The 12,548-nt window shown below is 47.7% G+C and carries 13 protein-coding genes and 1 riboswitch; of the genes, 4 read left to right on the forward strand and 9 right to left on the reverse strand.

Annotated elements, in window-relative coordinates; genetic code table 11:
* The first annotated feature begins 9 nt into the window (after positions 1 to 9).
* Both ABNK31_RS10190 and ABNK31_RS10195 read left to right on the forward strand, forming a co-directional pair.
* On the forward strand, positions 10 to 1,038 hold the full coding sequence (locus tag ABNK31_RS10190) for a L,D-transpeptidase (protein ID WP_418892422.1): 1,029 nt from the start codon (positions 10 to 12) through the stop codon (positions 1,036 to 1,038).
* 57 nt (positions 1,039 to 1,095) lie between these two features.
* Positions 1,096 to 1,842 (forward strand): murein L,D-transpeptidase catalytic domain family protein, encoded by a 747-nt coding sequence (locus tag ABNK31_RS10195; RefSeq protein WP_418892423.1) that lies wholly within the window; start codon positions 1,096 to 1,098, stop codon positions 1,840 to 1,842.
* 186 nt (positions 1,843 to 2,028) lie between these two features.
* Here ABNK31_RS10195 and ABNK31_RS10200 read toward each other — a convergent pair whose 3' ends face one another.
* Complete coding sequence (locus tag ABNK31_RS10200; RefSeq protein ID WP_418892424.1) at positions 2,029 to 3,393, reverse strand: IS110 family transposase; 1,365 nt, start codon at positions 3,391 to 3,393, stop codon at positions 2,029 to 2,031.
* Between the two features lie 264 nt (positions 3,394 to 3,657).
* Here ABNK31_RS10200 and nfo point away from each other — a divergent pair, with 264 nt between their 5' ends.
* On the forward strand, positions 3,658 to 4,509 hold the full coding sequence (nfo, locus tag ABNK31_RS10205) for a deoxyribonuclease IV (protein ID WP_418892425.1): 852 nt from the start codon (positions 3,658 to 3,660) through the stop codon (positions 4,507 to 4,509).
* A gap of 113 nt (positions 4,510 to 4,622) precedes the next feature.
* Here nfo and ABNK31_RS10210 read toward each other — a convergent pair whose 3' ends face one another.
* The 8 genes from ABNK31_RS10210 to ABNK31_RS10245 form a co-directional block, all read right to left on the reverse strand.
* Positions 4,623 to 6,959, reverse strand: coding sequence for a family 20 glycosylhydrolase (locus ABNK31_RS10210; RefSeq protein ID WP_418892426.1), 2,337 nt, complete (start codon positions 6,957 to 6,959; stop codon positions 4,623 to 4,625).
* A gap of 27 nt (positions 6,960 to 6,986) precedes the next feature.
* A complete protein-coding gene (locus ABNK31_RS10215) occupies positions 6,987 to 7,769 on the reverse strand; it encodes a copper homeostasis protein CutC (RefSeq protein ID WP_418892427.1) in 783 nt (260 codons plus the stop codon).
* A gap of 95 nt (positions 7,770 to 7,864) precedes the next feature.
* On the reverse strand, positions 7,865 to 8,239 hold the full coding sequence (crcB, locus tag ABNK31_RS10220; RefSeq protein ID WP_418892428.1) for a fluoride efflux transporter CrcB: 375 nt from the start codon (positions 8,237 to 8,239) through the stop codon (positions 7,865 to 7,867).
* Positions 8,240 to 8,261: 22 nt separating this feature from the next.
* A riboswitch (Fluoride riboswitch) is annotated at positions 8,262 to 8,333 on the reverse strand.
* 51 nt (positions 8,334 to 8,384) lie between these two features.
* Positions 8,385 to 8,783 (reverse strand): HEPN domain-containing protein, encoded by a 399-nt coding sequence (locus ABNK31_RS10225; RefSeq protein WP_418892429.1) that lies wholly within the window; start codon positions 8,781 to 8,783, stop codon positions 8,385 to 8,387.
* Entirely contained in the window at positions 8,777 to 9,091 is a 315-nt protein-coding gene (locus ABNK31_RS10230; RefSeq protein WP_418892430.1) for a nucleotidyltransferase domain-containing protein, read from the reverse strand. The genes ABNK31_RS10225 and ABNK31_RS10230 overlap by 7 nt, the downstream gene beginning before the upstream one ends.
* Positions 9,092 to 9,264: 173 nt before the next feature.
* Positions 9,265 to 9,972: a hypothetical protein gene (locus ABNK31_RS10235; RefSeq protein ID WP_321579708.1), complete on the reverse strand. Its 708-nt coding sequence runs from the start codon at positions 9,970 to 9,972 to the stop codon at positions 9,265 to 9,267.
* Between the two features lie 30 nt (positions 9,973 to 10,002).
* Complete coding sequence (locus tag ABNK31_RS10240) at positions 10,003 to 10,170, reverse strand: hypothetical protein (protein ID WP_418892431.1); 168 nt, start codon at positions 10,168 to 10,170, stop codon at positions 10,003 to 10,005.
* A 467-nt stretch (positions 10,171 to 10,637) separates the two neighbouring features.
* On the reverse strand, positions 10,638 to 10,856 hold the full coding sequence (locus ABNK31_RS10245) for a hypothetical protein (RefSeq protein WP_418892432.1): 219 nt from the start codon (positions 10,854 to 10,856) through the stop codon (positions 10,638 to 10,640).
* 258 nt (positions 10,857 to 11,114) lie between these two features.
* Between ABNK31_RS10245 and ABNK31_RS10250 the strand changes: the two genes are divergently transcribed.
* A complete protein-coding gene (locus tag ABNK31_RS10250; RefSeq protein WP_418892433.1) occupies positions 11,115 to 12,515 on the forward strand; it encodes an MFS transporter in 1,401 nt (466 codons plus the stop codon).
* The last annotated feature ends 33 nt before the right edge of the window (positions 12,516 to 12,548 follow it).

Here is a 12,548-nt window from a genome sequence, read left to right on the forward strand (position 1 = left end):
CCGAGTAAAATGCATACACCCTATTCGTATTTCTTTTTTATTCTTATGATTACCCTGTCGATTGCCGGGGGATGCCGGCGCGATAGCGCAACGAACGAACCTGACGCCGATGAAACAGTTACGGAAAAAGATTCCACAGCTTATCAGCCGGAGGAAAATAAGCCGTTAACCGGACGGGATATCGCTTTACAGCGAGATATCCGGTACGACAAGCATTCGCTTGAGGACGAATATCCGTACAAAGACACCACGCGACGTTTTCAATGGGAAAAGGTGAAAGAACAGATTGCCATCATGGAGAATGCCAACACCGAAGGAGGAAATTGGGGCGTATTGAGCAACTATCGCAACCAGAATAAGGAAGCGCCTACCATCGAAGGCTTCGTCCGAGACGAATACGGGCGGGTATCTGACTCGTTCGGCGTAGAACGTTATCAATCGGCTCCCTTGTACCGTACAGCCGGCGATACCACTCTTTCACGCTACGGAAGAGACGGTTGGCTGATAAAGTTGTTAAGCAGCGACACGACGGAATGGGTACGGGTGAAAGGCATTTCGTTCGAAGATGAGTTCATCGTGCCCAAGCGCTATATCCAATCGTGGGGCGACACGATTCGTTTCGACAAAGTGGTTGTGGTGGATGTCACCAACCAAAACATCTCGACGCTCGAAAAGCGAGGCGATACGTGGCATATATTGAGTATGAATCCCGCCACGACAGGCGTTCACAAGCCCCCGCACGCACAGGAAACACCTACGGGCATTTTTGCCGTCCAAGAGAAAAAAGAAAAGATGTTTTACGTGAAAGACGGGACAAGCGAAATCGCCGGTTTTGCACCTTACGCCTCACGGTTCACCAACGGCGCCTACGTGCATGGGGTGCCCGTGCAATATCCCAATAAAAATATCATCGAATTCAGTCCTTCGTTGGGTACCACGCCACGTTCGCACATGTGCGTAAGGAACGCCTCGTCGCACTCGAAGTTTGTCTACGACTGGGCAAAAGTTAAAGAATCCGTCGTTATCGTAATCGATTGATGATCATTTAAAAGAAAAATTGTATATTTGAACTGTTTTTTTCGAGTGACAGTGAATATGCAAAAGATTATCGTATGTTTTTTCGTTTTCTTCTTTCTTGGCTCCAGCCTTCCCTTCAAGGGAAAGGAAGGGAAGAAAGACATTCTTCCGGCACCAATGGCGGTGAGCGAACAGGAGCGGCTTTATGAACAGATGGGATTGCAAGATTTAATCGATCCCGAAGCGTTCCGTCTGGCCTATACCGGTTATAAAAAGTTAAAGAATAGTAATAACTCCTTGCTCACACTCATTGATTTCAATCTTCCCTCTTCGCAAAAAAGACTTTATGTGTTGGACATGGCGAAGAAGAAGGTACTCTTTGTGTCGTATGTTTCACACGGGCGCAACAGCGGAGAAAACTATGCCGTGTCGTTTTCGAACCGCGACGGATCGCATCAGAGTTCATTAGGCTTTTACCGCACCGGAGGAACGTATAACGGAGGGAATGGTTATTCGCTTTTGCTCGACGGGCTGGAGAAAAACATCAACGACAAAGCCCGCCCGCGCGCCATTGTGATGCACGGCGCCGACTATTGCAGCGAGCAAGTGATCCGGTCATCGGGACGTTTGGGACGCAGCTTCGGGTGTCCCGCCCTGCCGAGGGAGTTGAACAAGCCCATCATCGACACCATCAAAGGCGGATCGCTCCTTTTTATTTATGCCGACAAGGCCGAGTATTTGGCGCAAAGCGAAATCGTGAAAGAAGATATCTTTTTTGCCAACCGTTTAAGTTCCCTCCCTGGCAGCACGCATGCATCGACCTGACCCCGGCTATATTGGGGACACGGAGCAGCGGGAGTTTATCTTCCCCTTTTTATCCGATCATTAATGACGCCATCGGAAATTCTCCGTGTAACCGTTTTCTCATAAATAAGTATAATGATAAAATTTGTTCTACAAAGATTGAGTAAAATCGGCTAGTTGGGGTTATCTTCTATATAACAAACCATCTCATCCGCATTCTTTGATTTGATTTTGAAGTTTTTCGAGGGTTCTTTGGGTCTTAATCAATTTTCTTCTAAGTATCTCGGTTTCGCTCGTTTGGGTAAAAGAGTCATCAAACTCGACCTTGTATTTAACCATTGTATAGAGTATTCTTCCCAATTTGTTCGCAGTAGCGATAATAGCCGGCAAGTAACCGCTTTTAGCCTGTATACGCCGGAAGTAATATCCTAAGGGCGTTTTACTTGTTTTCAGGGAGTTTGCCGAAGAACGCAGGATTTGTCCAACAGGATTCTTGCGCTTTGGAATTTTGCTGGACTGGAGTTTTCCACCCGATATTTTGTTGTTGGGTGTGAGGTTACACCAACAACAAAACTGTTTGTATGAGTCAAACTTATCGGTAAAATCGTGTCCCAGCTCACCGGCCAACCGCAACAGGGCCGCTTCACTGACACCCGGTATGCGCATCGCGTTGACACCCCATAATCGGATCGCGTGCTTTTCGATATCTATCGTGACGGCATTCTTTTGAGCTTTTGCTTTTTTCGCCCTTTGCTCCGGCTTGGAAGTTTCTTCGGGTTTAACGTCTTTGAGATACTCCTGCAGGATGCCCTCTATCTGCTTGTCACAATCCTTCATCAGGTTTTGGTAATATACATACAGTTCATAGCTTTGTTTGAGCATGAACAGCAGGTCTTCGTCCCAATTGGCCTGCAGGGATTTGGCGATGGTTTCTTTGGGAGATTTGCATCGGGGATCGGCCAAAGCCGATAGTTTTCGGGCATCGCGTTCCCCGGCCAGAATGGCGCGAATAATCTCCTGTCCCGATTTTCCCAAAATATCGCTGATGACATTGCCCAATTTGATGTTCATCAATTCCATGGCCTTTTGCATGTGGAGCACTTCCCGCGAAGAAGCTTTCAACAACCCGTCACGGTGGCGCGATACATTGCGGATGCGCCGGGCATGGTTCTGGGGTTGGAAACTGGCTCTCAGAAGCCCGTAACTATGCAAGACCATGATGGTTTCGGCATCTACCCGGTCGGTCTTCTTCTCACTGATATTTTTGATGGCCTTGGCGTTGACCAGCAACACATCGAATCCATCCGATTCCAGTATCATGTAGAGTTGGACCCAATACACCCCCGTGGATTCCATGGCGACGGTTTCAATGCCACAGGCTTTAAGCCAATCCGATATAAGGTGTAAATCTTGCGTAAACGTGCCGAAGCGGCGGTTGTTTTCCCCATCCCGGTCTTCCGGGACACATACTTGCATTTCGGTGGAAGAAACATCGATACCCGCCGAATTGGGATTCACGATTTCCAATTTCAATCCCTTGTTTGTCTTGATTTTTTTCGCTTTCTTTGCCATAGTTTTAACTTGTGAATAAATAAAAGCCTCATCAAGCCCGGATGCTTTAAACAATGATAATCTTCTATAAGGTCTCATAGGAACCAAGTATTTCATTACGAGCAAACCGGAACCGTACTTTGCATTGGAGTCGTATCCAAGATAACTTGTGGTTTACTTGCTTGATGGGGCTTCGCAAGTTATTAATTATTTCTCATTTTCAGAGAAAATCCTAACTTTGCAGACAATGACAGAATAATATTAACATTCCTAACACGTACAACTATGAAATATGTAGGCGCACACATCAGTGCCTCGGGGGGTGTGGAAAATGCCCCGGTAAATGCGCAGAAAATAGGCGCAAAAGCATTCGCTTTTTTCACTAAAAACCAGCGACAATGGGTAGCCGCCCCTTACAACGAGAAGAATATCGAATTGTTTAAGGCGCGTTGTGAAGAGTTCGGTTTTTCGGCCGACCATATTCTTCCGCATGACAGTTATCTCATCAATTTAGGTCATCCGCAACAAGACGGGCTGGAGAAGTCGCGCGCGGCTTTCTTCGACGAAATGAAGCGCTGCGAACAGTTGGGCATCAACCGCTTCAACTTCCATCCCGGAAGCCATTTAAACCAGATGCCAGTGGATGCTTGCCTCGACCGCATCGCCGAATCCATCAATATGGCGTTGGAAAGAACCAGCGGCGTAACAGCCGTCATTGAGAACACGGCCGGACAGGGAACCAATCTGGGGCATACGTTCGAACAAATCGCCCACATTATCGATAAAGTCGATGATAAAAGCCGCGTGGGCGTGTGTATCGACACGGCACACACTCTCGCCGCAGGATACGAAATACGCAACAAAGCCGCCTTCGAAGACACGTGGGCGCAATTCGACCGCATTATCGGCCGATCGTACCTGAAAGGCATTCACTTGAATGATTCGAAGAAGGAACTCGGCACGCGCGTCGACCGCCACGACAGCATCGGCAAAGGTGTGATGGGCATGGACGTGTTTTCGCTCATTATGAATGATAGCCGTTTCGACGACCTGCCCATCATCCTCGAAACACCCGATGAATCGATTTGGGACGAAGAAATCAAACTGTTGTATTCGCTCGAAAAGAATCCGGCATAGAGATTAACAATCTCAAATACCGGTTGCATTGACGCAACGGGAAGAAACAGAAAAAGAGCGCGCCGTATATTGCGGTGCGCTCTTTTTATAGCGTTGCGTAAAACGATGGAACTTTATTTCAACAGAATCTCATCGGCAAATAAGAAAGCCCGTTTCCCCCTGCCGTCATGCCAAACGGGAATGATGGAGGGCTTTACCGTAATCTTGAAGTAACGCGCTTCGACCGGATCGAACGTGACGGTGTGCGTCAGCATTTCCCCGCGGGGAGCTTTCTCTTCGGTGTCGTTTTTCCAGTTCCCGGCGGGACTGAACGTCTTTCCGTCGCGGGACGATTCGACGATTATCTGCGAAACATCGAATATCCAGTCGCCTGTTTGAATCATATTGCTGAGTTCGGCCGAGGAAATCGTTTTCGGCTGCAACAGGTCGATGGTGAGCACGAGATCGTTTTCCTGAAAACCGATCCATTTTCCGCTATGAAAATTGGTATTGACGGCTTGCAACCCGTCGACCAAAATCTCCGCGCCCGAAGAGGCATAATTGGGCTCGGGATCGGTGAGCAACACGACCGGTTTGAAGGTCGCTTCGTTCACCTGCACTTCGGTTGAGAAGGTACGGCTGTTTTTTCCCGAAGGACGAATGGCGGCAGCTTTCAACTGTGCATCGGCGCTGACGAAAAGCGGCCCGTCGTAACGGGTAGAAGCTTCGGTAGGCTCGGCGCCGTCCAATGTATAATAAACAGGAGCATTGTCGATGGTGGAAAAGGTGACGCTCAACGCATTTTTTTCGAAGTCGGGCTTCATCTCGGTTTTGATATCGAAGATATGGCGGGCGTAGTGATAACCTTGCTGGTCGTAAATAGATATCAGTCCCAATAACCGCTTGTGAAAGTCGGCATAATTCTTCTTTTCGGGTTGTGTCCACTGCACTTCGCTCATGGCGGCGATACGCGGCATAGCCATATATTCGACATGCTCGGCATTGGGCACGTACTCCGTCCACAAATTCGCCTGTGCACCCAAAATATGTTTCTTTTGCTCATCGGTCAGAATGCCGGGCACGGGCTCGAACGAATACACCTTCTCCACAGGCAGGAACCCGCCGATAGCGAACGGCTCGTTGCCGGTATCTTCGGCCTGATAGAAATCGAAATAGCAATGCGAAGTGGGCGTCATGATGACATCGTGCCCCATTTGCGCGGCACGGGTGCCTCCCTCCATACCCCTCCAGGACATGACGGTGGCATTGGGCGCCAGTTCACCTTCGAGGATTTCATCCCAACCGATGATGCTGCGTCCGCGATCGTTCAGGAATTTTTCCACGCGGGCCGTCACATAACTCTGCAAGTAATGCTCGGCCGTGTGCTGCGCATCGTCTTTCAATCCCAACTCTTTGATGCGCGCCTGGCAAAGAGGGCATTGCTCCCAGCGCACTTTAGGGCATTCGTCGCCGCCGATGTGGATATATTTTGAAGGAAAGAGTTCGATGACTTCACTCAAGACCCCTTCGAGGAAGATAAAGGTAGAGTCTTTTCCGGGACACAGCACATCGTCGAAAACGCCCCAAGTCTGCGCCACTTCATAGGGGCCGCCCGTACATCCCAGTTCGGGATACGAAGCCAGCGCCGCCAGCATGTGCCCGGGCAGGTCGATTTCGGGGATGATGGTGATATAGCGTTCGGCGGCATAAGCCACGATATCCTTAATTTCCTCCTGCGTATAAAAGCCTCCGTGGGGTTTTCCGTCGTATTCGCCGGTATTTTTACCGATGACGGTCTGCGCGCGCTGCGAACCGACGGTAGTGAGTTTGGGATAGGCTTTTATTTCGATGCGCCATCCCTGATCTTCGGTGAGATGCCAATGAAACGTGTTGATATTATGTAACGCGAGCATATCGACAAACCTTTTCACGAACTCGACCGGCTCGAAATGGCGCGCCACATCGAGCATCATGCCGCGATAGCCGAAGCGGGGCGCATCGTTAATGACCACCGGATCGTAGGCTACCGAAATACGTTCGCCTACGGGTGTGGCTTTGCGCAACGTTTGGATGCCGTAAAAAACGCCGGCTTCAGAGGCGCCGTCGATGCGGATAAACTTCTCATCCACCTGCAAACGATACGCTTCGGAGTTTTCATCCGGCGCATCGAGCGAGAGCACAATGGCATTTTTATCGGGCTGTTCGGAAGTAATGCGGATTTTTACGCCGGTAGAGGCTTCGAGAAACTCGGCCAGGAACTCGGCATTGCGTTTCATCTTATCGTTTCCGGCAGGAAATACGATCTTTGTTTCTTTCGACAAAAGGAAAGGATTGCCTTCGGCGGTACGGATTTCGTTGGGCAAAGGCACAATGTTGTAATCGGCCTTACGGACTTCTTTCGCTCCCCCGGAGCAAGCCATCACGAAAACACCGCAACATACGGATAAAATTACATTTTTGATTTTTTTCATTGCAATGGGTATATTTAATTCATTCATTTAACGTACAGACGGATGATTGAGCCGTTCGAGGGTTGCGGCTACTCGCCGGGCGCTGGTCACGGCCTGCTCGTCGGGATCGGCGGGCGGTGCGGGATTAGACATCGGCACCCGCAACTCTTTATACGTCATAAGGCTCGGCCTCGGCACGCGCGCGGATAAGTGGAATTCACGGGCGCCGGTGCGGGCGGCAATCACGGCAATGTTCTCTTCATGGATGCCGCTTCCGGGCATGATAACGATGCGTCCGGCGGCGCGTTGCACCAACTCTTTAAGGAGCGCGACGCCCTGTTCGGCTTTAGGTTGCTGACCGGAAGTAAGAATGCGGGCGCAACCGAGTTCGATGATCTTTTCGAGGCTGTCGAAGGGATCTCGGCAACGGTCGAAGGCGCGATGAAAGGTCACATCGAGTCCCTGTGCAGCATCGATGAGTTCGCGGTTCCGAGGCATGTCCACCTCGCCTTGGGGCGTGAGGCATCCGATGACCACACCGTCGACACCAATACTACGCGCCATTTCAATATCTTTCAGCATAACACGATGTTCGAGATCGGAATAGAGGAAATCGCCGCCACGGGGACGGATGATGACATGCAGTTTAATAGACAAGTGCTCGCGTGCTAACAGTATTTCGCCATAGGAAGGCGTAATGCCGCCCTCGGAGACGGCAGCACACAATTCGACCCTGCGGGCGCCTCCTTTTTGAGCTTCCAGACAACTGGCTAACGAGTTTGCGCACACTTCGAGTGTATAATCGATAAGAGATGTATTTGTTACGGACATCGTGCCATGCATATTTATCTATCGAATACAAAGATAGATATTTCCCTTAAATATAACCATAGGCTACAATATGAAAAACAAACTTCCCCCGATATTCACCACTTGGACAAAGCATTCCCGGCAAATAAAGCGAAAAGCCCAAAAATCACACTTCCCGCCACATACAAAATAAGCATTGCGTAATTTTTCAGCATTAACAAATCCATACTTTCGGCTGAAAAGGTGGAAAAGGTTGTATATCCACCACAAAAACCGGTTATCAATAAAAACTTCAGATCATTATTGATCAGATTAAAACGTCCGAAAATCCCCATCAAAAAACCGATGATAAAACATCCGGTGATATTGACGATAAAAGTTCCTAAAGGAAAACTATCCGTATAGTTCCGGGTGACCCATGAAGACACTAAAAAGCGGAAAACACTTCCCACACTACCTCCCAAAGCCACCAATAAAATTTGCTTTACCATTTTATTTCAACTTCTGTTTCACTTGAAAGTAGGAACTATCAGCTAACTTAATACTAGCTGTTTATCATCGGGAAGTTCCATTCCCTGTTTCAATTTTAGAATACAAAAGTAGTTTTTTTATTGATAGGATTGCAGATTATTCGGTTTAATCTTTGTCTATGAGCTCTTCTATTAATTTGATGAAAGTTTCAGCCTGTGGATATAATGTTTCGGCTGTATCCCTATCGAAATAAATAAAAGCATCATAATCGCCGCTCTGTCGTTTTGAAAACAAATTTGAAAAGATATTGCCGGCTTCGACGGGCAGTTTTCCGGTACGGATAAAATGTAAGCCCAACATCTGGCGTATTCCCGCATGGGTTTTTGTATTGATAGCATTTTCCACCATTAATCCGGAAACAGCATAATAACAGGCGTAATACATCCGGTTGATGGCTGCATTCCAAAAACCGTTATCCATCATAACTTGCGCTTCCCGTAAGGCTTGCCGGGCATTCGCCTTTTGGAGCATCACAATCTGTCGCCGGTCTTCATTTGTCAGCATAACGCAATCCCTTCCTTCATGATGTTTTCGTAAAACGGCGTTCTATTCGCCTCCCATTGTTTTTTCAATATAACAACAGGATTGATAAGCACGCCGGTTTGATATTCGATAGCAAACAATGGATTGATAATATCTTGCCGCTCCTTTTCTGTCAGCCGATCTTTGTTAACAATAAGCAATAAGTCCACATCGCTGTCGGGACGCGCATCACCTCTTGCCTGGCTTCCATATAGTATCACGTCAATTTCTCCTTGCATACCGTTTAACGTCCGGCGAATACTATTTATAACTAAATCCCTATCCATCATCGAAATAATTCATTTACTATTCCGCAAATATACAAAACAATTACCATCCCGCCAGTTTTTATCGGAACAATTTTATAAGCCGGCCACAAGCTTTTTACTGTTTGCCTGTAAGCGGCTAAACAAGTAGAGACGTTGACCATGCAACGCCTCTACATAGATAAAATAAGTTCGGATTATTTCTTCGGTTTCTCCGCCTTCGAGATCCTCTCTATACGGACGCGCTTGAGCAACTGCGAAAAGGTATAATCCTTCAGCTTCGCCTCATCTTTGCCCCGGTAAATCGCCTTGCCTGTCTTCACAATGGAACGCATATCAAGATATAAATCATTAAATTTATCGATATTCTGTTCGGAATTAAAGGTGCGGCCGCTATGAAGAGCGTTTTGCTCCTTGTTGAGCGTATCGATCTCTCCGAGAACAGTTTCAACCGATGTGACCTGTTCGGGCTTCAGCCCTTTGGTTTCGAGTACGGTTTGATTGCGGGCAATGGTTGCCAGCAATATACGGCCGTCGGTAAGGATACCTTCGGTGTTTCCGTTATTGATCGCCTCGCGTACATCGCTGATACTGCTGTCGCCGGAAAGAATATCCAATTCACCGGAGGCCAGATTGAAATATCCTTCAAACTCATTGAGAGGCCTATGCAATCCTTTCGAAAGAGTTTCGAGTTTATCGGTGACGAGTTTCTTTTGGACGGTGTAAACCGATGAATGGACAATTGATTTGCAAGTCGTTACCTTCGCACGCTTTCCGTCTACAAATTCGGCCGTATATAACGGCGAATAAGCCGTGAAATCGGCCAGGTCGCGGGTCAGGTTATCCAAAAGAAAGTCGGCGATAACCGGCAATTCTTCGATCTTACAGCTAAAATATTTCCTCATAATACTGTATATTATAGTGTATTCTACATTTCAGTCATTAACCTTTCGATGAAACATATACATTTCATCGATATTCTCTTTCGTTTTATCCATTCCGGACGTTATTCCGTCAACCTTGGACGTTGTTCCGTTTACCCCGGATTTAATTCCGTTTACCAATGAGTTATTTCCGTGTATCCGGAAGCATTTTCCATCCATAATGTATCTTATTTCGACTTCCTTATATCCTATTTTCTATAAAGAGTCCTTCATTTTAACATTACACCATCCTGTTTTTACAAAACTGAGAAACTTTTTAATATTCGAGGACTTTGTTTTCAAAAAGATGATTCATGTTTTCACATACCATGCAACTATTTTCACAAATGTCTTCTATATTTTCTTTTTCCTCATGCTTATTTTAACATTCAGGGGATTGATTTTTCATTTTCGGTTCCATGAATAAACCGTTTCGTAGTACCGTCCGTCGGTCGGCGGCATCCTTTCCGGCGGTTAGAGAGCGATTTGTCCGTCTCCGAACTCCGCGGCAGGATTTTTGTGTTTTGCAGTCTTCAATGAAAGGGCTGTAAGGCCGATTATCCGTGCTTCGCAAGTCTTCAGGCGCCCAAAAGGGTTGTCATCGGGACTAACGAAGCCTGTTTCGGGTTGATGTAAACAAGGGATTTTTATGTCATGGGCAGTCTCTCCTTTCTTTTAAGGTATTTATCATCGAACGGAAGGATACGCGATGGCCGCAGGCATAAAGCCGGGGTGTGGATGAAAGCATATAGCCCGGCAGGGCGGTGTGTTCCGTAGCGTCCGGGTACTGCGCAATGTTCCGGGAAGGGAGCGATGCTGTAGAGGGACAACTGCATTCCGATATGTGTATCCAAATGAGTCGCCATAAATCGTATTCAATCTACGGCGGTAAAATTACGAACATTTATTCAAAAAGAAAAGCTTTTTCCCGAAAATAAATTCGACCGCATACCGAAAAGAGCCGGACGAAGGAACTTCCTCCGGCTTTCCGCACTTTTTATCGGGAGGAAAAGATTAGAAACAACATTTTGTTCATTAATAAACGGTATTTTGTATCTTTGCGCTTTCGTATAACAATCAAATGAAACACCTTTACACAAGGCGTCCTTAATTAAAACAATAAAATGGGAGAAAAACTGATCAAAACGCTCCGTGACTCGAAAAGGGCACGGTGGACGGCGTTGGGCATCGTAGCCTTTACGATGTTGTGCGGGTACTATCTGAACGATGACCTGTCGTCGTTGAAGCCAATGCTGGAGAGTGACTTAAACTGGAGCAGCTCGAACTACGGTTTTTACCGTTCGTCTTACGGATGGTTGAATGTATTCGCCTTTATGCTTATCCTCGGGGGGATTATCCTCGATAAACTGGGCGTCCGCAAAACGGGCATCCTGGCGACCATTACAATGCTTGTCGGAACGGTCATCCGCTACCGGGCATTGACTTCGGCCGACCTGATGGACCAAAGCTGGAACATTTTCGGGGCCGACCTCAACGCTCAAGTGTTTATGGCTTCGGTCGGATTCTCGATCTTTTGCGTGGGACTGGAAGTGGCGGGAATTACCGTGTCGAAGATTATCGTAAAATGGTTTAAAGGCAAGGAACTCGCGCTGGCGATGGGATTGGAAATGGCCACCGCCCGCCTGGGTACCGGCCTTGCCATGCTGGCCGCACCCATCATTGCGTATAGCAATAATGTGACCTCGCCCGTATTCTGGGGCATGCTGCTGATGGTTGCCGGTACGGCGGCATTCTTTTATTACACCTTCCTCGACAAGAAGCTCGATACCTCGTTGAAGGCCACGGGCGAACAAGTGGAGGTGACCAGCGAAGAGGATAAATTCAAACTTTCGGATATCGGGCTCATCATCAAGAACAAAGGCTTTTGGCTTATCGCCATCTTGTGCGTACTGTTTTATTCGGCCGTGTTCCCCTTCTTGAATTATGCAGCCGACCTCATGGTCAACAAGTTCGGCGTGTCGCCCAAGTTTGCCGGCGCCATCCCCAGCCTGCTGCCTTTCGGCACCATCATCCTGACCCCGTTCTTCGGCAACCTGTACGACCGTAAAGGCAAGGGGGCCAGCATTATGATTATCGGCTCGCTGCTGTTGATCTTCGTGCATGTACTCTTTTCGATACCCGCCCTCAACAACCAGGTTATCGCGGCGATATTGGTGATTCTGTTAGGCATTGCATTCTCGCTGGTTCCGTCGGCCATGTGGCCTTCCGTTCCGAAAATCATCCCCGAAAAGCAACTCGGTACGGCATATGCGCTCATCTTTTGGGTACAAAACATCGGATTGATGTTCATTCCGCTGATTATCGGCCATATTCTCGATAAATATAGTGTGGTGGGAAAAACCGTGATTGACGGAAAAACCGTTACGCAATACGATTACACGTTACCCATGATTGCTTTCGCCGTCTTGGGGGTTCTGGCGCTCGTTTTCGCCTTTTGGCTGAAAGCTGAGGATAAACGGAAGGGCTACGGGTTGGAATCGCCGAACATTGTGAAAGGCGATTGAAAAAAAGATTGATGGAAGATTGAGGTAGATTGA

The organism is Limibacterium fermenti, from assembly GCF_041902845.1.
Lineage (GTDB): Bacteria > Bacteroidota > Bacteroidia > Bacteroidales > Dysgonomonadaceae > Limibacterium > Limibacterium fermenti.